The sequence below is a fragment of the Streptomyces sp. P9(2023) genome (assembly GCF_032436795.1).
Lineage (GTDB): Bacteria > Actinomycetota > Actinomycetes > Streptomycetales > Streptomycetaceae > Streptomyces.
Window position 1 is genome coordinate 263182 of sequence record NZ_JAUPWM010000002.1, and the last position, 25333, is coordinate 288514.

24 protein-coding genes are annotated in these 25333 nt (G+C 72.7%); 10 read left to right on the top strand and 14 right to left on the bottom strand.

Annotated elements, in window-relative coordinates:
• Positions 1-223: 223 nt before the first annotated feature.
• From Q5762_RS03700 to Q5762_RS03720, 5 genes are all read left to right on the top strand, one after another.
• The gene (locus Q5762_RS03700) at positions 224-1465 is read left to right on the top strand and encodes an MFS transporter (RefSeq protein ID WP_315890453.1); all 1242 of its coding nucleotides are present in this window, start codon (positions 224-226) and stop codon (positions 1463-1465) included.
• 125 nt (positions 1466-1590) lie between these two features.
• Positions 1591-1722, top strand: a complete 132-nt coding sequence (locus tag Q5762_RS03705; protein WP_315890454.1) for a hypothetical protein — start codon at positions 1591-1593, stop codon at positions 1720-1722.
• Positions 1723-1846: 124 nt separating this feature from the next.
• Positions 1847-2527: a hypothetical protein gene (locus Q5762_RS03710; RefSeq protein WP_315890455.1), complete on the top strand. Its 681-nt coding sequence runs from the start codon at positions 1847-1849 to the stop codon at positions 2525-2527.
• Positions 2528-2530: 3 nt separating this feature from the next.
• On the top strand, positions 2531-4876 hold the full coding sequence (locus Q5762_RS03715; protein ID WP_315890456.1) for a type VII secretion system-associated protein: 2346 nt from the start codon (positions 2531-2533) through the stop codon (positions 4874-4876).
• Between the two features lie 119 nt (positions 4877-4995).
• The gene (locus Q5762_RS03720; protein ID WP_315890685.1) at positions 4996-5742 is read left to right on the top strand and encodes a maleylpyruvate isomerase family mycothiol-dependent enzyme; all 747 of its coding nucleotides are present in this window, start codon (positions 4996-4998) and stop codon (positions 5740-5742) included.
• 34 nt (positions 5743-5776) lie between these two features.
• On the opposite strand, the gene Q5762_RS03725 is transcribed toward Q5762_RS03720, so the two are convergent.
• From Q5762_RS03725 to Q5762_RS03735, 3 genes are all read right to left on the bottom strand, one after another.
• The gene (locus Q5762_RS03725; protein ID WP_315890457.1) at positions 5777-6442 is read right to left on the bottom strand and encodes a response regulator transcription factor; all 666 of its coding nucleotides are present in this window, start codon (positions 6440-6442) and stop codon (positions 5777-5779) included.
• The gene (locus Q5762_RS03730) at positions 6439-7683 is read right to left on the bottom strand and encodes a sensor histidine kinase (protein ID WP_399494356.1); all 1245 of its coding nucleotides are present in this window, start codon (positions 7681-7683) and stop codon (positions 6439-6441) included. Before Q5762_RS03730 ends, Q5762_RS03725 begins: the two co-directional genes overlap by 4 nt.
• A gap of 90 nt (positions 7684-7773) precedes the next feature.
• Positions 7774-8481: a TetR/AcrR family transcriptional regulator gene (locus Q5762_RS03735; RefSeq protein WP_315890458.1), complete on the bottom strand. Its 708-nt coding sequence runs from the start codon at positions 8479-8481 to the stop codon at positions 7774-7776.
• Positions 8482-8608: 127 nt separating this feature from the next.
• Here Q5762_RS03735 and Q5762_RS03740 point away from each other — a divergent pair, with 127 nt between their 5' ends.
• Positions 8609-9070 (top strand): nitroreductase family deazaflavin-dependent oxidoreductase, encoded by a 462-nt coding sequence (locus Q5762_RS03740; RefSeq protein WP_315890459.1) that lies wholly within the window; start codon positions 8609-8611, stop codon positions 9068-9070.
• Positions 9071-9142: 72 nt separating this feature from the next.
• Here Q5762_RS03740 and Q5762_RS03745 read toward each other — a convergent pair whose 3' ends face one another.
• A complete protein-coding gene (locus Q5762_RS03745) occupies positions 9143-10594 on the bottom strand; it encodes a geranylgeranyl reductase family protein (RefSeq protein ID WP_399494359.1) in 1452 nt (483 codons plus the stop codon).
• A 165-nt stretch (positions 10595-10759) separates the two neighbouring features.
• Between Q5762_RS03745 and Q5762_RS03750 the strand changes: the two genes are divergently transcribed.
• Complete coding sequence (locus Q5762_RS03750) at positions 10760-12124, top strand: dipeptidase (RefSeq protein ID WP_315890461.1); 1365 nt, start codon at positions 10760-10762, stop codon at positions 12122-12124.
• A gap of 80 nt (positions 12125-12204) precedes the next feature.
• The gene (locus Q5762_RS03755) at positions 12205-12885 is read left to right on the top strand and encodes an MBL fold metallo-hydrolase (protein ID WP_315890462.1); all 681 of its coding nucleotides are present in this window, start codon (positions 12205-12207) and stop codon (positions 12883-12885) included.
• Here the strand turns inward: Q5762_RS03755 and Q5762_RS03760 are convergent.
• Both Q5762_RS03760 and Q5762_RS03765 read right to left on the bottom strand, forming a co-directional pair.
• Entirely contained in the window at positions 12882-13919 is a 1038-nt protein-coding gene (locus Q5762_RS03760; protein ID WP_315890463.1) for an NUDIX domain-containing protein, read from the bottom strand. The two genes, Q5762_RS03755 and Q5762_RS03760, sit on opposite strands and share 4 nt — an antisense overlap.
• 430 nt (positions 13920-14349) lie before the next feature.
• Positions 14350-15279, bottom strand: coding sequence for an ROK family protein (locus Q5762_RS03765; protein ID WP_315890464.1), 930 nt, complete (start codon positions 15277-15279; stop codon positions 14350-14352).
• A gap of 129 nt (positions 15280-15408) precedes the next feature.
• On the opposite strand from Q5762_RS03765, the gene Q5762_RS03770 reads away from it, so the two are divergent.
• The gene (locus Q5762_RS03770; protein ID WP_315890465.1) at positions 15409-16443 is read left to right on the top strand and encodes a LacI family DNA-binding transcriptional regulator; all 1035 of its coding nucleotides are present in this window, start codon (positions 15409-15411) and stop codon (positions 16441-16443) included.
• A 42-nt stretch (positions 16444-16485) separates the two neighbouring features.
• Here the strand turns inward: Q5762_RS03770 and Q5762_RS03775 are convergent, their stop codons facing one another.
• The 6 genes from Q5762_RS03775 to Q5762_RS03800 all read right to left on the bottom strand — a co-directional run bounded on the left by Q5762_RS03775 (position 16486) and on the right by Q5762_RS03800 (position 23008).
• The gene (locus tag Q5762_RS03775) at positions 16486-18303 is read right to left on the bottom strand and encodes a protein kinase domain-containing protein (RefSeq protein WP_315890466.1); all 1818 of its coding nucleotides are present in this window, start codon (positions 18301-18303) and stop codon (positions 16486-16488) included.
• Between the two features lie 84 nt (positions 18304-18387).
• Positions 18388-19677: a DUF6986 family protein gene (locus tag Q5762_RS03780; RefSeq protein ID WP_315890467.1), complete on the bottom strand. Its 1290-nt coding sequence runs from the start codon at positions 19675-19677 to the stop codon at positions 18388-18390.
• Between the two features lie 152 nt (positions 19678-19829).
• A complete protein-coding gene (locus Q5762_RS03785; RefSeq protein ID WP_315890468.1) occupies positions 19830-20792 on the bottom strand; it encodes an electron transfer flavoprotein subunit alpha/FixB family protein in 963 nt (320 codons plus the stop codon).
• A 59-nt stretch (positions 20793-20851) separates the two neighbouring features.
• Positions 20852-21637 carry an electron transfer flavoprotein subunit beta/FixA family protein gene (locus Q5762_RS03790; protein ID WP_315890469.1) on the bottom strand — a complete coding sequence of 262 codons (786 nt, stop codon included), beginning with the start codon at positions 21635-21637 and terminating at the stop codon, positions 20852-20854.
• Between the two features lie 190 nt (positions 21638-21827).
• A complete protein-coding gene (locus Q5762_RS03795) occupies positions 21828-22415 on the bottom strand; it encodes a flavin reductase family protein (protein ID WP_315890470.1) in 588 nt (195 codons plus the stop codon).
• Positions 22416-22612: 197 nt separating this feature from the next.
• A complete protein-coding gene (locus Q5762_RS03800) occupies positions 22613-23008 on the bottom strand; it encodes a thioredoxin family protein (RefSeq protein WP_315890471.1) in 396 nt (131 codons plus the stop codon).
• Positions 23009-23245: 237 nt separating this feature from the next.
• On the opposite strand from Q5762_RS03800, the gene Q5762_RS03805 reads away from it, so the two are divergent.
• Complete coding sequence (locus tag Q5762_RS03805; RefSeq protein ID WP_315890472.1) at positions 23246-23968, top strand: lysophospholipid acyltransferase family protein; 723 nt, start codon at positions 23246-23248, stop codon at positions 23966-23968.
• A 64-nt stretch (positions 23969-24032) separates the two neighbouring features.
• Here Q5762_RS03805 and Q5762_RS03810 read toward each other — a convergent pair whose 3' ends face one another.
• Positions 24033-24725, bottom strand: coding sequence for a phenylalanine--tRNA ligase beta subunit-related protein (locus tag Q5762_RS03810; protein ID WP_315890473.1), 693 nt, complete (start codon positions 24723-24725; stop codon positions 24033-24035).
• A gap of 13 nt (positions 24726-24738) precedes the next feature.
• Complete coding sequence (locus Q5762_RS03815) at positions 24739-25317, bottom strand: transglutaminase domain-containing protein (protein ID WP_315890474.1); 579 nt, start codon at positions 25315-25317, stop codon at positions 24739-24741.
• Between the last annotated feature and the right edge of the window lie 16 nt (positions 25318-25333).

Consider the following 25333-nt stretch of genomic DNA (forward strand, 5'->3'; position numbering starts at 1 on the left):
GGAATCTGGCCGGAACAGGCCCCCACCTCGACGAACGCGCCCTGGAGCGCGCCCCGCCGCGCAGGTCCACCCACCGATCCCGGCGCCCTCGCCCGGCCGGTGCCCCGCCCCGAGCTCCCGGCCCCGGCGGCGTCCCTGGTCCAGGCCCCGACGGGCAGCGGACCGCCCCCGGGGCCACCAGGGCAGGTTGAAATCAGGACGGCCTCGCCCCTATCCTGAGTTTGTGCCGCTACTAAACAAAGTACGGACGGCCGTTCCGGGGGGCCCTGGCGGAGACACCGCTCCCTCCCTGTCCCGCCTCCGCACCGCCCTGACCCTCTTCTTCGCCCTCGACGGCTTCCTGTTCGCCGGCTGGGTGGTCCGGATCCCCGCCATCAAGCAGCAGACCGGCGCCTCCGCCAGCGACCTCGGGCTCGCGCTGCTCGGAGTGTCGGCCAGCGCCGTGGTCACCATGACGCTGACCGGACGGCTCTGCCGACGCCACGGCAGCCACGCCGTCACCGTCGTCACCGCCGTGCTGCTCTCGCTCTCCATCGCGCTGCCCGCCCTCACCCGCTCCCCGCTCGCCCTGGGCCTCGTCCTGCTCGTCTTCGGCGCGGCGTACGGCGGGATCAACGTGGCGATGAACAGCGCCGCCGTCGACCTCGTCGCCGCTCTGCGCCGACCCGTGATGCCGTCCTTCCACGCCGCGTTCAGCCTCGGCGGGATGCTCGGCGCGGGGCTCGGCGGGCTCGTCGCAGGAAGCGTGTCGCCCACGACGCACCTCCTCGGCCTGACGGTCGCCGGCCTTCTCCTGACGGCTGCCGCCGGTCCCGTACTGCTCCGGCAGCCCTCCCCCGCCCCGCCGGAAGCGACCCCGGCAGGCACCACGGCCGCGGACGGGAACGGGGACCGGCCCCGAGGCAGGGCCCGTACGCGCGGACCCGTCGTCGTCTTCGGGGTGATCGCGCTCTGCACCGCGTACGGCGAAGGCGCCCTGGCCGACTGGGGCGCCCTCCACCTGGAACAGGATCTCCACGCCCACCCCGGGGTCGCCGCCGCCGGCTACTCGCTCTTCGCGCTCACGATGACCGTCGGCCGGCTGTCGGGAACGGCCCTGCTCGAACGGCTCGGCCAGACCCGTACCCTCGTCGCGGGCGGCACCACGGCCGCCGCCGGCATGCTGCTCGGCGCCCTCGCCCCGAACGTATGGGCGGCCCTGCTGGGCTTCGCCGTGACCGGTCTCGGACTCGCCAACATCTTCCCCGTCGCCGTGGCCCGGGCCGGCGCGCTGGCCGGTCCGAGCGGAGTGGCCACCGCCTCCACCCTCGGCTACGGCGGCATGCTGCTCGGCCCGCCGTCCATCGGCTTCCTCGCCGACTGGTTCTCCCTGCCCGTGGCCCTGACCACCGTCGCCGTCCTCGCGGCGGGCGCCGCCGCGATCGGCTACGCGGCCCGGAACGCGCACGTCCCCAGGACGGGTTGAGCAGCCGTACTCAGGTGGCGCGCCTCGCCCCGCCGCACGATGGAACGCGACATCGACGCGGCGGGGCCGACCCGTCGCGCCAACATCGACGCGGGGGGGGACCCGTCGCCGCAGGAAGAGGGGCCATGCGCCACCATCGCCTTCACACGTTCATCCGGCGCACCTTCGCCAACCCCGCCCAGCTGGCCTACCTGGGCCTGACGGCGGCAACGGGGCTCTTCATCCTCTTCGCCTGGGCGACGGAGGACGTCGGCTGACCGTCTCCCAGGCATCCCGTCGCCCCCGGAGTCCGCACTCATCTCCGAACTACTCATTTCCGCGAGACCCGGATACCGTCGTGTCACTTCCTCACCCGTCATCGCGCTTCTCGGGGGGCTTGGTATGCGCGGTCGGTCCGGATTCGTTCGCGTAGCCGTCGCCACGGCCGGTCTCGGCGGCGTCACCCTGTTGCTGCTCGCGGTACCCGACAGGACTCTGGCCTGGACCGGGGCGGTCCTGACGGCCGCCGCCGCCGCGCTGGGGCAACGGGTGTGGGACTTCGCCGACGAAGCGATCAAGGGGCGCCGCGCGGCACATGAGTTGGAGTCCGCCGACCCGTTCACCACGGACGTGCGGGTCAGGAACATCGACTACGTCGCGCTCACCGAGGGCGACCGCGTCGAGGACGTCCCGGCCAGCGGCCACACCGTTCAACTGACTGTCACCGGTGCGCTGGCGGCGCCCGTTCTGCTCACGGACCTCCGGGCGGAGGTGATCTCGCGATCCGATCGATCCGGGGACCTGTCCCGGCACGCGGCCGAGGTTCCCAGGCGCCGTTTCGAAGTGCTCCTCGACGCTCACCCGCCACGCGTTCGAGCGCTCGGCGACAGCGACTTCCCCTACGAGATCACGCCACACGAGTCCGAGGCCTTCGACCTCAAGATCAGCACCGACTCCGGGGACGTCCGATGGGTGCTCTGGCTGGACTGGAGGTCCGGCAGCCGATCGGGCAGCGTGCAGGTCGACCTCGGCGGACAGCCCTTCCGGACAGCCGGGCGAGACGCCCGTCGATCAAGGACGTGACCCGTGCGCCCCGTGTTCGGCTCGACCACGAAGGTCTACATGATGGTGCATCCGGTCAGGACCGTCCCGCGGTCCGGACCGGTCGAGGGGGTGCCGTACACGGTCCGAGTGTCCGCCCGCAGCCATGTGAACGTCGTCCTCGCCCCCAGCTCCGCCACCGGACCGACGGCGGTGCAGGTCCCGCTCACCGGGCACAACCTGCTGTTCGAGATATCCGCCGACGCGGGTGAAGCCGTCGTCGTGGAGCGCTTCACCCTGGGGCCGACGAGCCACTCCGCACTCGACGCCGACGGCATCAGTGTGATCCAGAGCCAGTACATGCCACCGTTCAGCGCGGACTTCGTGGACGCGGTCCAACGGTCGCTGGCCGCCTATGAGCCGATGAAGGCACCGGACCGGGAGATCGATCTGGACGCCGGGACCTTACGCCGGCTAGCTGACGACGTCCCGTCGCTGCCGCTGCGCGTCCCGGCGAACGGAACCGGGACGATCGTGTTCGCGCCGGTCACCGAAGCGCGCGACCTGGTGCGCTGGACGTTGCTCGCCGAGGTCTCCTGCGCAGGTCGGACGCAAGAACACAGCTGGGAGATGACCCTCACGGCGGAGACGTGCATGCGGGAGATGGCGGGCCCCGCCCCAGGGCGACGGCTACCGGTCCATGAGTGGTATCCGGACCATTGGCACCCGGGCGCGTCCAGAGGGGACATCGCTTCGGGTGTGCTTCCCGGAAGCCTCCCGATTCCCCTCGCACACACCAGTTCCGACGGTTCGGGGACGCTGCGCCTCCCCCCGCTGGACACCGAGCCGGAATCCAAGAAGGCCACGAGACTGCGGACGCGCGGCAACCGGCACGCCGCCCGGGGCCGGATGGACCGGGCACGGGCCGCCTACGCGGCCGCCGCCGAGGAGGGAAGCGCCGAAGCCGCGTACTGGCTGGGCTACTTGGCCGACGCCGGCGGCGACCTGGACGCGGCGCTGCGCTGGTACACGCAGGCGGCGGAACGGCGATTCTTCCCGGCGTTCAACGACCTGGCGGTGCTGCACCACCGGCGCGGCGAGCTCGACCGGGCGGAGCTCTGGTTCCGCCGGGGCATGGACGCCGGCGACTGGACCGCCGCCGCGGGGCTGGGCGCGCTGCTGTGGCGTCGCGGTGACGCCGAGGCCGAAGCGGTGCTCCGCATGGTCAAGGACACCCCGGCGGGCGACGGTGCGGTGGCCGTCATCGGTGACAGTCTGGCGCTGTCGGACCGGAGTGCGGCCGCGTCGGCCGCCGATATGTTGGCCGAACTCCTCCACGAACAGGGCAGAACCGACGAGGCTGTCGAGGTGTGGGAGCAAGCCGCCGCCAACGGTCGTCCACACGCCGCCTTCTCACTCGGCAGACTCTGCCACGACCGCGGCGACCGGGCGGGGGCCGAACGATGGTGGCGCGAGTCGGCGGAAGCCGGCTTCCCCCTCGGCGCCTACCGCCTCGGCGCGCTGTGCCACGAGGACGGTCGCACCGACGAGGCCGAACGGTGGTGGCGAAAGGCGGCCGAGGTGCTGGAACAGACCCTGGCCCAAGGCGCATCCACGAGGGAGACCGGAACCGGCCGCACCATCATGATCGGTCGCCTCGAGGAATCGGGTGAGGTGCGGGCCGCGTACGAACTCGGGATGAGCCTCCTCGACCGGGGCCGGAGCGCCGAGGCGGAAGCCGAGGCCGAGCATTGGCTGACGCTGGCGGCACGGGGCGGACACCGTGCGGCCCTGTACGAGATCGCGGAAGACTCCGACGGCTCCCTCGGTCCCAGGGACTCGATCCCCGCCACGGGCACCCCTGGGGACTGGGAGGAGCCGATGGCGAGGGCGATCCGGCAGGACGGCTGGCTCGTCCTGCCCAAGCCGGGCTGGAACCCCGGCGTGCCGTCGGACACCCTGCCCGTCGATGCGATGGTCGGCGGCTGGCAGCTCGACGACGAGGGGCGGCCAGGACCGTTTCAACCCAACCCCCACCACGTACCTGACGACAGGTCGTCGCCGACCGACCCCGTGCACGAGCTGCTGCGCCTGGTCGGGTCCGGTCAGGAGGACGGCGTCGCCGAACGTCTCCTGTCGACGCTTCGGAACGCCGTTGTGGAGATCGCGTGCGACGGGCCGGATCGCCTCTTGGTGGGGCCGTCGCCGGACGGCGTGCCGTGCGTGGCGGTCGCCACCGCCGCGATACACAAGCGGCGGCTACGGGAGGCGAACTGGGTGCCTGTCCTGGGAAGCACGCTGCCCGACATCCTCCCCGCCGATGTGGACATCCTGATCAACCCGGGTGACGTCGCGCAGTTCCGGCTCCTGACCGAGGCCTTGCGGGCCTGAACCCGCGCTCGGTCTGAACCCGCGCTCGGTCTGAACCCGCGCTCGGCCTGACTCCGCCCTCGGCCTGAATCCGTCCCCGGCCGGAGGCCGCCCCTGGCAGAATCCGCCGTATGGCGATCATGACATTGGACAATCACATCGATGCCCTGGACGTGGCGGGCAAGGCGTTGGCGGACGTCGCCGTCGTGGTCGGGGCGGACGCCGAAGTGCCGACCTGTCCCGGCTGGCGGGTACGGGACCTGCTGCGCCACACGACGATGGTGCACCGCTGGGCGACGGGGTTCGTCGCCGAGGGGTACGCCTCCTTCCACCCCGCCGACCCCGAGCCCGATCTCGACGGCGAGGAACTGCTCGCCTACTTCCGCGAGGGCCACACCCGCCTGGTGAGCGCCCTCCGTGCGGCGCCCGCGTCTCTGGAGTGCTGGACGTTCATGCCCGGCGCCTCCCCCCTGGCCTTCTGGGCGCGCCGGCAGGCGCACGAGACGACGGTCCATCGTGCGGACGTCGAGTCCGCGCTCCCCTCGCACGATCCCGGCCCCGTGGACCCGGTGCTCGCCACCGACGGGATCGACGAGCTGCTGCGCTCCTTCCACGCCCGTGAGCGCAGCCGGGTGCGGACGCCGGAGCCCCGGATCCTGCGGGTCCGTGCCACGGACACCGGTGACGTGTGGACCGTACGACTGTCACCGGAGCCGCCCCGCACGGACCACGGCACGGTCGGCGAGCAGGTCCCGGCGGACTGCGAGCTGAGCGGCCCCGCCGACCGGCTCTACCTGACGCTCTGGAACCGGCTGCCCGAGGACGCGGTGTCCGTGGCGGGCGACGCTTCCCTCGCCCGGCTCTGGCGGGAGAACTCGGGGGTCTGATGGTCGTAGGTCCGGCCGGTCGCGCTCGCCGCCGTCAGCCCAGCCATCCCGGGCGAACCAGGCCCGACTCGTAGGCCAGGACGACCAGTTGGGCGCGGTCGCGGGCGCCGAGCTTCACCATGGTGCGGCTCACATGCGTCTTGGCCGTCAGCGGGCTGACGACCAGGCGCCGGGCGATCTCCTCGTTGGACAGGCCGATGCCGACGAGGGCCATCACCTCCCGTTCCCGCTCGGTCAGTTCGTCCAGACCGGACACGGCGGCCGGGGGCTTCGAGCGGGCCGCGAACTCCTCGATGAGCCGTCGTGTCACGCCAGGCGAGAGCAGGGCGTCGCCGTGGACGACGGCACGCACGGCCCGTACGAGCTCCTCCGGTTCGGTGTCCTTCACGAGGAAGCCCGAGGCCCCGGAACGGATCGCTTCAAACACGTACTCGTCGAGCTCGAACGTGGTCAGCATGACCACCTTCACCGCGCCGAGCGCGGGGTCCTCGGTGATCCTGCGCGTCGCGGCGAGGCCGTCGAGCAGCGGCATCCGGATGTCCATGAGGACGACGTCCGGGCCCAGTTCGCGGGCCTTCGCCGCCGCCTCTTCCCCGTCGGCGGCCTCGCCCGCGACCTCGATGTCGGGCTGGGCGTCCAGGAGCGCGCGGAAGCCGGCCCGTACGAGCGACTGGTCGTCGGCGAGCAGCACACGGATCACGGGGTCTCCTTCGGGCGGAGGGGAAGCACGGCGCGCACCCGGAAGCCGCCGTCCGGGCGGGTGCGCGCCTCGATCGTGCCACCGAGCGCGGTGGCCCGCTCCCGCATTCCGGCGAGCCCGTTGCCACTGCCGCCGGCGTCGTCGCCGGTGGCGGGGCCGTCGTCGTCCACGCGGAGCTCCACCCGGCCCCGGCCGGGCGGGTAGCCGATGACGACCCTGGCGGTACGGGACCCGGAGTGGCGTACCACGTTGGTCAGCGCCTCCTGGACGATCCGGAAGGCGGCGAGGTCCGTGCCCGGCGGAAGGGGTACGGGCTCCCCCTCCGTAGAGGTCCGTACGGTGAGTCCGGCGGCCGCCGCCTGTTCGACCAGTTCGGGGAGCCGGTCGAGGCCGGGCGCCGGGGTGCGCGGGGCCTCGCCGGGCGCGCGCAGGGTTTGGAGCACCTGCCGGACCTCGCCGAGCGCCTCCTTGCTCGCGGCCTTGATGGTGGTCAGGGCGGTGCGGGCCTGCTCGGGGTCGGTGTCGAGGAGGGCGAGGCCTACGCCCGCCTGGACGTTGATGACGGAGATCGAGTGGGCGAGTACGTCGTGCAGCTCGCGGGCGATCCGCAGGCGTTCCTCGTCGGCGCGGCGCCGCTCGGCCGCCGCACGTTCGGCGCGCTGCGCGGCCCACTGTTCGCGGCGGACCCGGACCAGTTCGGAGGCGGCGAGGATCGCGACGACGAAGCCGAAGACGGGGATCTCCTGGCCCCAGGGCGCGACTGAGTCGCCGTCCGGTGGCAGGTGGGGGTAGAGCCAGTGGGCGATCAGCAGGTGGCCCGCCCAGAGCAGACCGAGCGCCCACCAGGCCGCGCGCCGGTGGCCCTGGACGACGGCCGCGAAGCAGGCGACGGCGACGAGGAGGAAGACCGGGCCGTACGCGTAACCGGCGCCGAAGTAGACGAGGGTGACGGCGGCGGTGGCGAAGACCACGGGTACCGGATGCCGGTGGCGCAGCAGGAGGAGCGCGGAGCCGAGGAGCAGCAGCGCGCGGCCCAGGGCGTCCAGCGACTCGCGGTCCGGTTGGTTCCTGGCCGCGAAGCCCGAGCCCACCATGACGAAGACGGCGAGCAGGAGGGTGGATCGCCAGGGCAGTCGGTCGCCGGGCTCGCGGTCGGCCCAGCGCAGCGGCCACGGCGGCCCGCCGGGCGCACCGCGCGCCCAGGGCGGCCCGCCGTACCCGTGTCCGCGCTGTTCGTCCATGGTCGCCACGCTAGACGCGGCAGGGTCGTGAGGGCGTCAGCCCGGCGTGGCGATCCCGCGTACTCCCAGCGGAGTACGCGGCCCTCGGAGTTACGGGCGGGGCAGGAGGCCGATCTCGCGGCCGAGGCGGGTGGCGGCCGTGGTGAAGAACGTCTCCCGGTCCTCGACGACCCGGTTGAACTGGCCGAACACCTCGAAGGAGACAAGGCCGAAGAGCTGCGACCAGGCGGCGACCATGGCGACGGCGAGGGCGGGCGGCAGATCGGGGGCGAAGTCGGCGGACATCCGCTCCGCCTCGGGGCGCATGGCGACGGGGACGGGAGGCGGGGCGATGCCGTCGGTGGTGAAGGCGTCGCGGGCGATGCCGATCAGGACCAGGGCGACGCGGGAGGCGGGGCCGACGGTGTCCTGCGGGGCGGAGTAGCCGGGGACCGGGGAACCGTAGATGAGGGCGTACTCGTGCGGGTGCGCGACGGCCCAGGCGCGGACGGCGCGGCAGACCGCCGTCCAGCGGGCCAGGTGGTCGTTGGCGGCCGTGGCGGGGCGGGACGCGGCGAGGGCCTGTTCGGCGGCGGCGCCGACCGCGTCGTACGCGTCGACGATGAGGGCGGTGAGGAGGTCGTCGCGGCTGGGGAAGTACCGGTAGAGCGCGGACGACACCATGCCGACCTCGCGGGCGACGGCGCGCAGGGAGAGCTTGGCGGCGCCTTCGGCGGCGAGCTGGGCGCGGGCCTCGTCCTTGATGGCGGCGGTGATCTCGATCCGGGCGCGGGCGCGGGCTCCTTGGACGCTGGTCATGGAGAGCAGTGTGCCACCTTTCAGAGCACCGCACTGAATCGAGAGCAGCGCTCTTGCTTTGGGGTACCGATCCGTGCACACTGATCTCAAGAGAGAGCAGTGCTCACACTTCGCCTCGGAGGCTCCCATGTCCGGTCAGCCCAGCGCCCACGTCATGAAGCCCGGCTGGTTCACCGTGAACATCCTGAACAAGACCGTCGCATGGTTCACCCGGCGGGGCCTGAGCGTCTGGGGCTCCCGCGTTCTCGCGGTGCGCGGCCGCAAGACCGGCGAGTGGCGCCGTACCCCCGTCAACCTGCTGACCTTGGACGGCGCCCAGTACCTGGTGGCACCGCGCGGCCACGTCCAGTGGACGTACAACATGCGCGTGGCCGGCGGCGGTGAGCTGCACCTGGGCAAGCACGTGCAGCCGTTCACCGCCGTCGAGCTGGCCGACGACGAGAAGCCCGCCCTGCTCCGCGCCTACCTCAAGCGCTGGAAGGCCGAGGTCGGCGTCTTCTTCGGCGGGGTCGGCCCGGACTCCACGGACGCGGAGCTGCGCGCGATCGCCCCCAAGCACCCGGTCTTCCGGATCACTCCGACCGCGTGAGCCCGGCTCCGGACCCCGGACCCCGGACCCCGGACCCGGCCCCGAGACCCCGGACCCGACCAACCGACCGTTCTACGAACCCGACGTGCCCGACGAGCCCGAAGTGCCCGACGCATCCGCAGGCCCGGCCGTGTCCGGAGCGGTCGCGGCGGTCGCAGCCGACTCGTCCGCCCCTGCCGACTCCCCTGTCGACTCCCCCGACGCCGACGCCGACGCCGACACCTCCGCCGACTCCGCAACCTCCTCCGCCTGCGCGGCCACACCCCTGAGCGTCGTCCCGCCCGTCGGTTCCATCCGGCGGTCCAGGACGTCCAGCGCCCGCCGCGCGATCCCGTTCGAGCGGACGAGCCCGGCCAGCGTCGTCGAGCCCCGGGTGATGTCCGTGAACGCCGTCCAGGCCGGACGCAGACCGGTGATCGTCGCGTGCAGCAGCCCCGGCCGGCGCTCGAACAGGGCGAGCATCCGCCGCCCGACCGCCATCTCCACACCGAGCCCCGCCTTGATGGCGAAGGCGTAGTTCAGGGCCTGGCGGCGCGCGTCCACCGCGTCGTTCGCCTCGGCGATCCGTACCGCCCACTCCCCCGCGAGGCGGCCCGAGCGCAGCGCGAAGGAGATGCCCTCCCGCGTCCACGGCTCCAGGAGGCCCGCCGCGTCACCGCAGACCAGCACCCGGCCGCGCGACAGCGGCGAGTCGTCGCTCCGACAGCGGGTCAGATGCCCCGAAGAGACGGCCGGCTCGAAGCCCGCGAGCCCGAGGCGGGCGATGAAGTCCTCCAGATAGCGCTTGGTCGCCGCGCCCTCGCCTCGCGCCGAGATGACGCCGACGGTGAGCGTGTCGCCCTTGGGGAAGACCCAGCCGTAGCTGCCCGGCATCGGGCCCCAGTCGATGAGGACCCTTCCCTTCCAGTCCTCGGCCACCGACGCCGGAACCGGGATCTCCGCCTCCAGGCCGAGGTCCACCTGGTCGAGCTTCACCCCGACATGGGCCCCTATCCGGCCCGCGCTGCCGTCGGCGCCGACGACCGCACGCGCAAGCACCGTCTCGCCGTCCGCGAGGACGACGGCGACCGTGCGCCGGTCGGGCACGGCCGGGCCGTGCTGCTCCACCCGGGAGACGGTGACGCCCGTACGGAGCTCCGCGCCCGCCTTCTGTGCCTGCTCGACGAGCCCGGCGTCGAACTCGGGCCGGTTGATGAGCCCGAACAGCATCCGGCGCGAGCGGCGTGTCCGCGCGAAGCGCCCGTTCAGGGAGAAGGTGACGGCGTGCACCCGGTCCTGCAGGGGCAGTTCGAAGCCCGGCGGGAGCGCGTCCCGCGAGGGGCCGATGATGCCGCCGCCGCACGTCTTGTACCGGGGCAGCTCGGCCTTCTCCAGGAGCAGCACCCGGCGACCGGCGACCGCGGCCGCGTAGGCCGCCGAGGCGCCCGCGGGACCGGCCCCGACGACGACCACGTCCCAGACCGTCGCGGCGGCCTGCGGCTCTTCCGCGCGTACCTCTTCGGCGTCTGCGTTCTCGCTGCTCACGATGTGCTTCTGCTCCTGATCCGACGATGATCCAAGCTCTCCGGGCATCCTACGGGGCGGCCCTCAGGAGCCCGCGCCGTAGGATCGGCAATACGTTCGCCGTACAGCGGTACAACCGGCATACGGCGACATCCTGACAACGTCGCACCCACCAGGAGCGTGCCCATGACCGCGAATCCGATCGCCGAGACCGTCGCCGGCCTGTTGCCCCGTGCCAAGACGGAGCTCACGGAGCTCGTGGCCTTCGAATCGGTGGCGGACGAGGCGGTGGCCCCCCGGAGCGAGTGCGAGGGCGCGGCGAACTGGGTGGCGGACGCGCTGCGCGCCGAGTCCTTCCAGGACGTGGCGCTGCTCGACACCCCCGACGGTTCGCAGTCGGTCTACGGCGTGCTGCCCGGCCCGGCCGGTGCCCCGACCGTCCTCCTCTACGCGCACTACGACGTGCAGCCGAAGCTGGACGAGTCGGCGTGGGTCACGCCGCCGTTCGAGCTGACCGAGCGCGACGGACGCTGGTACGGGCGTGGCGCCGCCGACTGCAAGGGCGGGTTCATCATGCACCTGCTCGCGCTGCGCGCCCTGCAGGCGAACGGCGGAGTGCCCGTCACGGTCAAGATGATCGTGGAGGGTTCGGAGGAGCAGGGCACCGGCGGTCTTGAGCGGTACGCGGAGGCGCACCCCGAACTGCTGGCATCCGACGCCATCGTGATCGGCGACACCGGCAACTTCCGGCTCGGGCTGCCGACCGTCACCGCGACCCTGCGCGGCATGACGATGATCCGGGTGCAGATCGACACGCTCGAAGGCAACCTGCACTCCGGCATGTTCGGCGGCGCCGCGCCCGACGCGCTGGCCGCGCTGATCCGGGTCCTGGACACGCTGCGCGCCGAGGACGGGTCGACGGTCATCGACGGTCTGCCGGCGGACGCGGTGTGGGAGGGCCTGCAGTACCCGGAGGACGACTTCCGCACCGACGCGAAGGTGCTGGCGGGCGTCGGCCTCCCGGGCAACGGCACGGTGGCCGACCGCCTCTGGGCCCGTCCGGCCGTCACCGTCATCGGCATCGACTGCCACCCGGTGGCGGGCGCCACGCCGTCGATCCCGTCGACCGCGCGGGCGCAGATCAGCCTGCGGGTACCGCCGGGCCAGGACGCGACCGAGGCGACGAAGCTGCTGTACGCGCACATCGAGAAGCGCGTGCCGTGGAACGCGCGGGTGTCGTTCGAGCAGGTCGGCCAGGGCCAGGCCTTCCGGGCCGACGTGACCAGCCCGGCGTACGTCTCGATGGCCGAGGCCATGCGGATCGCCTACCCCGGGCAGGAGATGCAGACCTCCGGCATGGGCGGCTCGATCCCGCTCTGCAACACGCTGGCCTCGCTCTACCCCGAGGCGGAGATCCTGCTCATCGGTCTGAGCGAGCCGGAGGCGCAGATCCACGCGGTGAACGAGTCGGTGTCGCCGGAGGAGTTGGAGCGGCTCGCGGTGGCGGAGGCGCACTTCCTGCTGAACTACGCCCGTTCGAAGCAGGGCTGACGGAGAGTTACGCGTTCGGCGAAGCTCGCCGAGAGCGTAGAAACGTACGGCGGACCTGCGCGGATGCGTAGGTTCGCCGTATGGAACTCACTCGGATCACAGCGCGACTGCACATGCTGCACTTCTCCATCGGCCAGGCCTATCTGTGGCAGGACGACGAGGAGTTGACCCTTATCGACGCCGGCTGGGTGGGCTCGGCGGACGAGATCGAGACGGCGCTACGGGGAGTGGGCCTTGACCCGGCCCGTATCCGCCGGATCGTGCTCACCCACTGCCACCGCGACCACGTGGGCTCCGCACAGGAGTTGGCGGACCGGTTCGACGCGCGGATCCTGGCCCACCGCCTCGACGCGCCGGTGATCCGGGGCGAGGCCCCGGTCCCCGAACCCGACCTGCTCGACTGGGAGATCCCGCTCTACGAGCACGGTATGACCGTCCCCGAAGCGCCGCCCACCCGGGTCGACCGGGAGGTGGAGGACGGCGAGGAGCTGGGCTTCGGCGACGGGGCGGTGGCGGTGCACACCCCGGGGCACACGCCCGGTTCGATGGCGGTCCATCTGCCGGAGCACGGCGTCCTGTTCACCGGCGACACGGTGGCCGCGGTGCAGGGGGTGACGTTCGGGGTGTTCCATGTGGACCGCGAGCGCGCCATGGAGTCGATGCGGCGCCTGGCCGACCTGAAGCCCTCGGTCCTGTGCTGCGGCCACGGGGACCCGGTGACGAGCGACACGGCCCGTCAGCTGGCGGACGCGGCCCGCTAGCCGACGGGTACGCCGGCCTCCAGGTTGAGGACGGTGCCTCGTTCGCGGGCCCGCAGGGCCCAGCGGAGGCGGCAGTAGCGGACCGGGGGGAGCATTTCGGCTGCCTCGTCCTCCGTGACGAAGCGCCAGCCACGCAGTTCGGAGCCGGGCAGCAGGACCCGGTCCGCCTCCGCCGCGGAGAGCCGGCCGCCGTCGAAGAGGAGGCGCAGGCCTCCGTAGCCGGGGGGCTGCGGGCGTTCCCAGTCGACCAGCAACAGCCGGGGTACGGCGTCGAGTTCGATCCCTATCTCCTCGGCCACCTCGCGCATGCCCGCGCGGGCCGGCGGCTCACCGGGTTCGACCACTCCGCCGGGGAACTCCCAGCCCGGCTTGTAGGTGGGATCGACGAGCAGGAAACGATCCTGCTCGTCGAAGAGCAGGACCCCGGCGGCCAGCGTCTCACCGGTGGGTTCGGGCGTCTGGACGATGCCGCAGGGAGCGGCGAGGCCGTCCTGCATGGCCTCCAGGACGGCGGTGGCCGTCTCGGCCGGCGTGAGCGCCGAGTTGTCGATGGCGTACGCGTCGGCGGCGATCCAGCCGAGCGCGGTACGGAAGGGCTCGACGCGGTCCTGGCACCACTGACGGGCCTGTTCGGCGCGCTCCGTGTCGTCCTCGCCCGCGGCCCGGCCGTCGATCCGGGCCCGCAGGATCGTTTCCTCGGGGGCGAGCACCACGTGCCGCACCTCGATCCGGCGCGCCGCGAGGCCGCCGAAAATCTCGTCGCGGTACTCCTGGCGCATCAGCGTCATGGGGACGACGAGGACTCCGCCGACCTCGGCGACGAGCGCGGCGGCGGTGTCGACCACCATGCGGCGCCACATCGGCAGGTCCTGGAAGTCGTCCACCTCGTCGAGCCGCTTCTTCGGGAGCAGCAGGTCCAGGACGCCGCCGATGACCTCGGGGTCGTACAGCGTGCTGTTCGGGATCAGATCGACCAGCTCACGCGCGGTGCTGGACTTCCCCGCGCCGAACGTACCGTTGATCCAGACGATCACGATTCCCCCTCATTCGGTAGCCCCCAGTGGCTTGCCCGCAACACCCTGCCATGGAAACCACGTTGACGCCCCGGGCGTTGCCGCCCGCCCAGACCGCACGAACGCCCGCCGGGACGAGGGGCTCCCGGCGGAGGTCGTGATGGACCTGGAGTCCGACGCGTTCCTGGTCGTGGACGGGCGGCACGATCGCGTTCCCGCGCGGACGTGACGGCGGCGATCCGACCGCGCGTCGAGCCGCGCCTGCGTCACGAGCACCCGCGCTCCGACGTCACGCACCCTCGCGCGCCGCCGCCGTGCCGAAGCCGGAGCCGGAACCGTTCCGCGTCACGCGCCCTCGCGCGCCACCGCCGTGCCGGAGCCGGAACCGTTCCGCGTCACGCACCCTCGCGCGCCACCGCCGTGCCGAAGCCGGAGCCGGAACCGTTCCGCATCACGCACCCTCGCGCGCCGCCGCGGCCGCGCCGAGGAGGCCCGCGTCCGTGCCGGTGAGCGCCGGGACGACGGTGAGGCCCCGGACGAACGACAGCGTCGCGTACTCCCGCAGGCTGCGCCGCAGCGGCTCGAAGAGCACGTCCCCCGCGCCCGCCACGCCCCCGCCCACGACGGCTATGTCGACCTCGACCAGCGTCGCGGTGGCGGCGATCCCGGCGGCGAGGGCCCGCGCCGCACGCTCGTAGGAGGCCACGGCGACCGGATCGCCCGCCCGGGCCGCCGCCGCTACCGCCGCCGCCGAGGTGTCGCCGTCGGGGCCCGGCCGCCAGCCGCCGTCGAGGGCGCGGCGGGCGATCTGCGGGCCGCTGGCGATGCGCTCTACGCAGCCGCGCCCGCCGCAGGCGCACAGGTCGCCGTCCAGGTCCACGCTGATGTGACCGATGTGACCGGCGTTGCCGGTGGGGCCCGGGTGGAGCCGCCCGTCGAGGACGAGACCGCCGCCGACGCCCGTCGACACGACGAGGCACAGGGCGTTGTCATGACCCCTGGCGGCGCCCTGCCAGTGCTCGGCGGCCGTCATGGCCACGCCGTCGCCGACGAGCGTGACGGGCCGTCCGCCGGTCGCCTTCCGGACCCGCTCGACCAGCGGGAAGCCGCGCCAGCCGGGGACGTTGACCGGGCTGACCGTACCGGCCGAGGCGTCCACCGGGCCCGCGCTGCCGACACCGACGGCGCGCGCCGACTCCCACAGGGGCGAGGCCGCCAGGTCCGCGAGGACCGCCTCGACCGCCCGCATCACCGTCTCGCCGTCCTCCCGCGCGGGAGTGGGCCGCTGGGCCCGTACGAGAATGCCGCCGGCGCCGTCCACCAGCGCACCGGCGATCTTGGTGCCGCCGAAATCCAGGGCGGCAACGAGGTCAGTCTGCATGTGCGCGGTGTCTCCAGAGAGGGCGGCAGGGGTAGATCACTGTGACGTACAGTCTCTCCTGCCCTGACAACGTTGTCCAGGGCCTATGCTCGGACGAGACAGAGACGAGACCGAGGAGATTCGCGCACTGTGGCCGACACCGCCCGCCGCCCCGAGCACCGTTACGGCAACCGGCCGACGATGAAGGACGTCGCCGCCCTGGCCGGGGTCGGGCTCAAGACGGTCTCCCGCGTCGTCAACGGCGAGCCGGGCGTCACCCCCGACACCGAACGCCGCGTCCAGGAGGCCATCGACACGCTCGGCTTCCGGCGCAACGACAGCGCGCGGGTGCTGCGCAAGGGGCGTACCGCGTCGGTGGGCCTGGTCCTGGAGGACCTCGCCGACCCGTTCTACGGCCCGCTGAGCCGCGCCGTGGAGGAGGTCGCCCGGGCACACGGGGCGCTGCTCATCAACGGGTCCAGCGCGGAGGACCCCGAGCGCGAGCAGGAGTTGGCGCTCGCGCTGTGCGCCCGGCGGGTCGACGGACTGATCGTCATCCCGGCCGGTTCCGACCACCGTTACCTCGAACCGGAGATCAAGGCCGGTGTCGCCACGGTCTTCGTGGACCGCCCGGCGGGCCGGATCGACGCGGACGTCGTCCTGTCGGACAGCTTCGGCGGCGCACGCGCCGGCGTGGCCCATCTGATCGCGCACGGCCACCGCCGGATCGGGTTCGTCGGTGACCAGCCCCGGATCCACACGGCGACGGAGCGCCTGCGCGGCTACCGGGCGGCGATGGAGGAGGCGGGGCTCGTGGTGGACCCGGCGTGGGAGTCGCTCGGCCCGACGGCCCCCGACCGCGTACGGGAGGCGCTGAGCGGCATGCTGTCCGGCCCTGAGCCGGTCACGGCGCTCCTCGCGGGCAACAACCGGGTCACCGTCACGGCGGTCCGCGCGCTCGCCGGCCGCGCGCACCCGGTGGCCCTCGTCGGCTTCGACGACATCGAACTGGCCGACCTGCTCGGCATCACCGTCATCGCCCAGGACGCTGCGGCCCTGGGCCGCACGGCGGCCGAGCGGCTCTTCCGCCGCCTGGACGGCTTCGACGATGCGCCGGCCCGGGTGGTCCTGGAGACCCGGCTGATCCCCCGAGGGTCGGGCGAGATCCCGCCGCCTTCGGCGTAGCCGGACCGGCCGACGGCACAGCGGGACGGACGCGGCCCCCTCTCAGCAGGTCGGCAGGCCGGGCAGCGGCGCGTCGTTGTCGCCGCCCTTGATGTACACGACGCTGAAGTACACGTCCCTGTTGCCGCTGTCGTCGTCGGTCTTCGCCCACCAGACGTTCGTCCAGCTGCCGGACGTCTCGCGGCGGCCCAGGTCGGCCTGGCAGTAGAAGTAGTTGGTGCCGGCGTTGAGGACGCCCGCCGAGGCGCCGTCGTGTCGGTACGTCTTCTCCGTACGCCACACCTCGCAGTCGTACTTCCCGCCGCCGCGCGAATGGCAGACGGGCGCGGGCTGCGGGGCCGATCCGCCGCCGCCGGTCGTGGTCGAACCCGCGCTCGTGCCACGGCTCGCGCCGCCGGTTCCGCTCGTGCCGCCGTTCGTTCCGCCGCCACCGGTCGTCGTACCGCCGCCCGAGGCGTTTCCGCCGGTCGTGGCCCCGCCGTCCGCACCGCCGCCGCCGGGCAGCGGAGCTTTCGACGCTCCCGACGGAGACGGCGTGGCGGACTTCTTCCCAGCCGCCTTCGACGGGCCGGCGGACGGGGTCCCCGAGCCCACGCCGCCCGGTTCGATGACCCGGCCGGGGCTGGCCCCCGGGCTGCTCGGCGAGGCCTGGTCCCCGGCAAGTCGCTGCCGTTCCGTGCCGTCGCCTCCCCGGCCGACCAGGGAGTACGTCACGCCTCCGCCCACCAGCACGACGGCGGCGACCGCGGCGGCGACCGGCACCATGGACCGCTTCCGCCCGACCGCCCGCGAGGGGGAGGCCGGAGCCGGCGGCACCACGGGACCGAAGCCGTCGGCGGGGTGCGGCAGCGCGGGGCCGAAGCCCTCCGGGCGGTGCGGCACCACGTTGGGCTCGGTCGGTACGGGTCCGGCCACCGGGACTCCCCCGGAGGTCGGCACGGGTCCGGCCACCGGGACGCCCCCGGAGGTCGGTACCGGTCCGGCCACCGGGACAGGCCCGGACGCGGCGGTCCCGTCCGCGCCCTCGCCCTGAGCCACGGCCGTGAGGAGCCGGGCCGCCGTCCTGGCGTCCGGGCGGCGCGCCGGGTCCTTGTCCATCAGCTGCCGCAGTACGGGAGCCAGGGCGCCGGCCCTGCGCGGCTCCGGAAGCGGCTCCACGACGATGGCGTTCAGCGTCGACCAGGTCGACGTGCGGCGGAACGGAGAGGCGCCCTCCACGGCCGCGTACAGCGTCGCGCCGAGCGCCCACACGTCGGAGGCGGGTCCCGGCTGCTGCCCCTGGGCGCGCTCGGGCGCCAGGTAGTCCAGCGAGCCGACGATCTCGCCGCTGCGGGTCAGACGGGTCGTGGAACCGTCGCCGGGGTCGTCCATCGCGGCGATCCCGAAGTCGGTCAGGACGACGCGCCCGCTCCGGTCGAGAAGCACGTTGCCGGGCTTCACGTCGCGGTGCAGCACGCCGACGTCGTGCGCGGCGGCCAGCGCCTCCAGGACGGCGGCGCCGATCCCCGCCGCCTCGCGCGGGTCGAGGACGCCGCGCTCGCTCAGGACGCCGTCGAGCGAGGGACCGTCGACCAGCTCCATGACGATGACGGGACGGCCCTGATGCTCGGTCACGTCGTGGACGGCGATGACCCCGGGATGCCGTACGCGGGCCGCCGCGCGTGCCTCGCGCTGCATCCGCAGGCGCAGGTCCGCCAGTTCCGGCCCGGACGAGTCGTTGTACGTGCGCAGTTCCTTGACGGCCACTTCACGGCCGAGGACCTCGTCGACGGCGCACCAGACCACGCCCATGCCACCGCGCCCCAGTTGGCGCACGACGCGGTAGCGGCCGGCCAGCCGCTCGTTCTCCCCCGAAGACACCGATGCCCCGTTCTCTGTCGGCTGCTCGAACGCGTACAGAGTACGGGGCCCGGTGGTGACCTCCGTGCGGGTGGCTCCGGCCCGTTACTGGGCCGTGGCCGTCAGGTCGCCACGGCGCGGGGACGCGAAGCGGTCCAGGTCGGCGCGAGTGAGGCCGGTGAGGGCGTCGACCTCGGCGGTGTCGAGGGCGCCGCAGTCGATGCCGCGCAGCAGGTACGAGCTGAGGGCCTTGGCGGTGGCCGGCTCGTCCATGACGTCGCCGCCCGCGTGGTTGGCGTAGGCCGACAGGCGCTTGGCGGCGGTCTCGAAGCCCTCGCGGTAGAAGGCGAAGACGGCGGCGTAGCGGGTCGGGATGTGGCCCGGGTGCATGTCCCAGCCCTGGTAGTAGGCGCGGGCGAGGGCGCGGCGGGTGAGGCCGTAGTGCAGCCGCCAGGCCTCGTGGACGTGCTCGGTGGAGCCGACGGGCAGGACGTTCGTGGAGCCGTCGGAGACCCGTACGCCCGTGCCCGCCGCCGCGACCTGCATGATCGCCTTGGCGTGGTCGGCGGCCGGGTGGTCGCTGGCCTGGTAGGCGGCGGAGACGCCCAGGCAGGCGCTGTAGTCGAAGGTGCCGTAGTGCAGTCCGGTCGCGCGGCCCTCGGCGGCGCCGATCATGCGGGCGACGGCGGCGGTGCCGTCGGTGGCGAGGATGGACTGGCTGGTCTCGATCTGGATCTCGAAGCCGAGGCGGCCGGCGTCCAGGCCGTGGGCCTTCTCGAAGGCCTCCAGGAGGCGTACGAAGGCGGAGACCTGCTCGGGGTAGGTGACCTTGGGGAGGGTGAGGACGAGCCCGTCGGGCAGGCCGCCGTTCTCCAGCAGGCCGGTGAGGAAGACGTCGGTGGTGCGGATGCCGCGGTCGCGTACGGCGGCCTCCATGCACTTCATCCGGATGCCCATGTACGGGGCGGCGGTGCGGTTCTCGTACGCCGCCGAGATCAGCCGGGCGGCGCGGGCGGCGTCCTGGTCCTCGTCCTGGCCCGCGTAGCCGTCCTCGAAGTCGACCCGGAGGTCCTCGATCGGCTCGCGCTCCAGCTTGGCCCGTACGCGGCCGTAGACGTCCTCGGCGAGGTCGTCGGAGAGGCCGAGGACGGCGGCGAAGGAGGCGGCGTCCGGGGCGTGCTCGTCGAGGGCGGCGAGGGCCTGGTCGCCCCAGGAGCGGATGGTTCCGGCGTCGAAGACGTTGCCGGGGACGTAGACGGTGTGGACGGGCTGGCGGGTGCCCGGGTCACCCGGGTAGCGGCGGTCGAGCTCGGCGTCCACCGTGGCGAGGGAGGCGCTGATGCCCTCGCTGACCGCGCCGGCGAGGCTCGTCGACACCTTCTCCTGCTGACCCATCCCACATCCTCCTGTTTTCCGCTTCACGGAATCAACAATCCGTATAGCGAAGTTAGTAGCCGGTCAGGACCCGCGTCAATGGGTGTCCGAAACGGCCGGGGGCCGCGCGGTGATCAACACCACGCGGCCCCCGGACCGAAAAGAACCGCAGGTCAGCCCTTACGGGTCTGGATCTCCTCGGTCAGCTGCGGGACGACGTCGAAGAGGTCGCCGACCACGCCGTAGTCGACGAGGTCGAAGATCGGGGCCTCGGCGTCCTTGTTGATGGCCACGATGGTCTTCGAGGTCTGCATACCCGCGCGGTGCTGGATCGCACCGGAGATGCCGGACGCGATGTACAGCTGCGGCGAGACCGACTTACCGGTCTGGCCGACCTGGTTGGAGTGCGGGTACCAGCCGGCGTCGACGGCGGCACGCGAGGCGCCGACGGCCGCGCCGAGCGAGTCGGCGAGCGCCTCGATGATGGCGAAGTTCTCCGCGCCGTTGACGCCACGGCCGCCGGACACGACGATCGCGGCCTCGGTCAGCTCCGGGCGGCCGGTCGACTCGCGCGGGGTGCGGGAGACGACCTTCGTGCCGTGGGCCTTCTCCGAGAAGGAGACGGCGAGCGCCTCGACGGCGCCGGCGGCCGGGGCGGCCTCGACGGGGGCCGAGTTCGGCTTGACCGTGATGACCGGGGTGCCCTTGGAGACACGGGACTTGGTGGTGAAGGAGGCGGCGAACGCGGACTGCGTCGCGACCGGGCCCTCGGCACCGGCCTCCAGGTCCACGGCGTCGGTGATGATGCCGGAGCCGATGCGGACGGCGAGGCGGGCCGCGATCTCCTTGGCCTCGGCGGAGGACGGGAGGAGCACGGCGGCCGGGGAGACGGCCTCGTACGCGGCCTGCAGCGCCTCGACCTTGGGGACGACGAGGTACTCGGCGAACTCGGGGGCGTCGGCGGTGAGGACCTTCACGGCGCCGTGCTCGGCGAGGGCGGCGGCCGTGTCGGCGGCACCGTTGCCCAGCGCGACGGCGACGGGCTCGCCGAGGCGGCGGGCCAGCGTCAGCAGCTCCAGGGTGGGCTTGCGGACGGCTCCGTCGACGTGGTCGACGTAGACGAGAATCTCAGCCATGGGGATTCAATCTCCTGCGAACGAAAAGGGGGCGGACGTCAGCGGCTCACGCGAGCCCTCTAGATGAACTTCTGGCTCGCGAGGTACTCGGCCAGCTGCTTGCCGCCCTCGCCCTCGTCCTTGACGATCGTGCCGGCGGTGCGGGCCGGACGCTCGGCGGCGGAGTCGACCGCGGTCCAGGAACCCTCAAGACCGACCTCGTCGGCCTCGATGTCCAGGTCCTCGAGGTCCAGGGACTCCACCGGCTTCTTCTTGGCGGCCATGATGCCCTTGAAGGACGGGTAGCGGGCCTCGCCCGACTGGTCCGTCACCGACACGACGGCGGGGAGGGACGCCTCCAGCTGCTCGGAGGCGGTGTCGCCGTCACGGCGGCCCTTCACGACGCCGTCCTCGACGGAGACCTCGGAGAGCAGCGTGACCTGCGGGACGCCCAGGCGCTCGGCCAGGATCGCCGGGAGGACACCCATGGTGCCGTCGGTGGAGGCCATACCGGCGATGACGAGGTCGTAGCCGGTCTTCTCGATCGCCTTGGCCAGCACGAGCGAGGTGCCCATGACGTCGGAGCCGTGGAGGTCGTCGTCCTCGACGTGGACGGCCTTGTCGGCACCCATGGAGAGCGCCTTGCGCAGCGCGTCCTTGGCGTCCTCGGGGCCGACCGTGATCACGGTGACCTCGGCGTCGTCGGCCTCTTCCGCGATCTGCAGCGCCTGCTCGACCGCGTACTCGTCGAGCTCCGACAGCAGGCCGTCGACGTCGTCGCGGTCGACGGTCAGGTCATCGGCGAAGTGCCGGTCGCCGGTGGCGTCGGGCACGTACTTCACACAGACAACGATCCTCAAGCTCACGCCGGCTCTCCTACTGCATCGTCATAACTTGGCTGCCTTGTTGCTCGCAGCATAGGCGCCTGAAGGGCGGGTTTCCGGTCGGGGCGGCCGACCGCTCCGACCGGGATATTACTCGTCAGTACACCCGTTCCGTTACCGGTGAGCAAGCGCTCAGGTGTGTGACCTTGCCAACTTCGAGGTTAGGGAACCCTCAGTCACGCAGAGCGTTGAAGCGGCCCTGGTGATAGAGGAGCGGCCGGCCCACTCCGGTGGGGTCTGCCGCGACCACCTCGGCGATCACGATCCGATGGTCCCCGGCGGGGACGCGGGCCACCACCCGGCACACCAGCCAGGCGAGGACGCCGTCCAGGATCGGTACGCCCTCCGGGCCCACGCTCCACCGGGTCGGGGCGCCGAACCGGTCGGCGCCGCTGCGGGCGAACGTTTCCGCGAGCTCCCGTTGGTGGTCGCCGAGGACGTGGACGCCTATGTGCTCGGCCTCGGAGAGGACCGGCCAACTGGAGGAGGAGGTGCCGACGCCGAACGAGATCAGGGGCGGGTCCGCGGAGACGGAGTTGAGCGAGGTCGCGGTGAAACCGACGGGGCGCTCTCCGTGGGCGGTGATGACCGCGACCCCGGCCGCGTGCCGCCGGAAGGCGGAGCGGAGGAGGTCGGGAGACGCCTCACGGGCGGTCGCGGTCGCGGTCGCGGAATTGTCGGGAGAGGCCTGCGGGGCAGGAGCAGCCTGAGGGGCCTGACGAGGGGCGCCGATCGTACGGAGTTCGGGCGAGACCGTCATGGAGTTGTCCTTCTGCGGGGGCGACGTGCGGGGGTTCCTGGGGTTCTCAGACACCCGGACAGCGCGCGCTCGCGTGACGGGCCAGGTCGACGTGGACCCGCCCGTGGAGAAGGAGTTCGTAAGGCACCAGGTCAGCCTGACGATCGATGGCCGATGCAGTCAAGCGCGTACCGGCATGTGGGAGAAGTGTCACCGCGTCAGACCGCCCGGCCCAGGGCGGCGATGACGTCCGCGCGGCGGGGCTGCCCGGAGGCGCGGACGACGACGCGTCCGGCGCGGTCGAGGACGAGCACGGTGGGGGTGCGGACGACGTCGTACTTCCGTACGAGGTCGAGGCGCTCCTCGGCGTCGATCTCGACGTGGCCCACACCCTCGACCATTCCGGCGACTTCGGCCAGCGTGCGGCGCGTGGCGCGGCAGGGCTGGCAGAACGCCGTGGAGAACTGGACGAGGGTGGCCCGCTCCCCCAGCTCGACGCCGGCCTCGGTCCCGAGTCCGGCGTCGAGGCCGTCCCCGGGTCCGTCCCCGGGTCCGTCCCCGCTCGGCCGCGCCCCGAGGCCGTCCCCGCCCGGCCGCTCGGACTGTTCCGCCATGTCTCCGTCTCCTCGTCGCGCCTTGTCGCCCACCTGTCCCCCCCGTGCAGCGCCGCACGTCACCGATCGATTCCCGTCACGGCCACCCGGCGTGACGATTATCTCTCCGTACGGAGCCGTCAGGACTGGTCACCGGGGCGCACATGGGGCACGATCTGCCCAAAGCCGAAAACCTACGGCTGCGTAACTTCCGCCGGGAGAACCCTCCCCAGGCCCAGAAGAAGGGGTTCGTCCCAGATGGCAGAACTCGTGTATCGGCCGGTCATCGGCGCCGCACTGACCCTGTTCAAGGCGCTGGACCTCAAGATCGACACGCAGGGTTCGGAGCACATCCCGCGTACCGGCGGAGCGGTGCTCGTCAGCAACCACATCAGCTATCTGGACTTCATCTTCACGGGCCTGGCCGCGCTGCCGCAGAAGCGCCTGGTGCGCTTCATGGCCAAGGACTCGGTGTTCCGGCACAAGGTGTCGGGCCCGCTGATGCGCGGCATGAAGCACATCCCGGTGGACCGCTCGCAGGGCGAGCACGCCTACCAGCACGCGCTGGAGTCGCTGCGGGCCGGGGAGATCATCGGCGTCTTCCCCGAGGCGACCATCTCGCAGTCCTTCACGCTGAAGAGCTTCAAGTCGGGTGCGGCGCGACTCGCCCAGGAGGCCGGGGTTCCGCTGATCCCGATGGCGCTCTGGGGCACGCAGCGCGTCTGGACCAAGGGTCGGCCGCGGAACTTCAAGCGCAGCCACATCCCGGTCACGATCCGGGTCGGCGAGCCGATGGAGGCCTCCCCGGACCAGTACGCGGGCGCCATCACCCGTCGACTGCGTGAGCGGGTCCAGGAGCTCCTGGAAGCCGCGCAGCGCGCGTATCCGGTACGGCCCAAGGACGCGAGCGACACGTGGTGGGTGCCCGCGCACCTCGGCGGCACGGCGCCGACCCCGGCCGAGGTGAAGGACGCCGGCTGACGGCTGCCCCCTGCGCGCCGGGACGAACCCCGCGCCGAAACGTCACTCCGGGCAGCGGTACGCCCTACTCCGGGTCCCGGAGGGTGATCCGCGCCCCGGGGCTCAGCTTCTCCAGCGACTCGGCGAGCTCCGCGCCCGCCGCGAGCAGTTCCTCGCGCGTCATCGGCGCGAGCGACTCCAGCAGGAAGACCGCGTTGACGGTGTCGTCGTCGATGCGGGTGCGCGGGCCCTGGCGCCAGTTCCAGCGGCGGCAGGTGACGCCCGCCTCGTCGCACCAGACGATCTCGCCCGGCTCCGGGTGCTCCACGGTCTCCTCGCCGCCCGCCATGGTCACGAACGGCTCGTCGCCGGTTGCCCGTACGAGCCTCATGGCGCCCTGGATGCGGTCGAGGTCCTCGCCGCCGGCCGGGATGAGGTGCGCGACGCTGATCGCGTTGTAGGCGTCGACGAGCCGGTTGATCCGGGGCAGCCCGCCGTCGGCGAGCGCGCGCTTTGCCAGCGCCTCGGCGGAGTTGCGGGTACGGGAGGGCTTGGCGCCGAACGCGGAGTACGCGGCGCGCCAGGCCGCGATGTGCGGGTCCTTGTCGGGGGCCAGGCCGTCGAGCCGCTCGGCGAGGCGGCGTGCGGCGGCGTCCAGCAGGGCCGAACTCGCCTCGTCGCTGGGCCCGTTGACCAGGCCGTGGGCCTCGATGGCCAGGTGGGTGAAGCCGGGCACGAGGGCACGCACTTCGTCGGACACCGTCAGGGTGAGGGGCATCGTCGTCCTTGCGTCAGAGGTCGGTCGGCAGGCTGCGCAAGAGCTCCGGACTGTCCGGCGCCGACCGCATGGCGCTCAGCACTCCCGCATGCGGTACAGAATACAACACCGGATAGTCCACTTCATTGAACTCGGGGTCGGGCAGGAAGGCCAGCTGTTCCTGCTCCAGGGAGAACTCCGCCTCCCGACCCGGGACGCCGCCGCGGGGATCCTGCCGGTGCCAGGCGTCCGTACCGGGAAGCCTGATCGCGACCAGCCCGTGCAGCACCTCGAACTTCTGGTAGCAGAGCGCCGTCGGAATCGACTCGGCGCGCAGCAGCGCGGCGAGCGCGTGCGCCTTGGCGTGGCAGATCCCGGTGCGACGCGCGAGGACGTCGGAGGCGCGCCAGGTGACGCGGAGGTCGCCGGTGTCGCTCGAGTGCGGGATCTCGTCCCGTACGTAGGCGTACGCCGCACGGGCGTACGCGCGTACGTCAGGGTGCCGGGCGCGCAGCGCGGCGGCCGTCTCGCGCACGACGGGGTGCTCGTGGTCGACGGCCTCGTCCGCGGCGAGATAGGCGGAGAGCTCGGGGTCCTGCTGGATCAGCTCCATAGCCGGGACCCTAGGA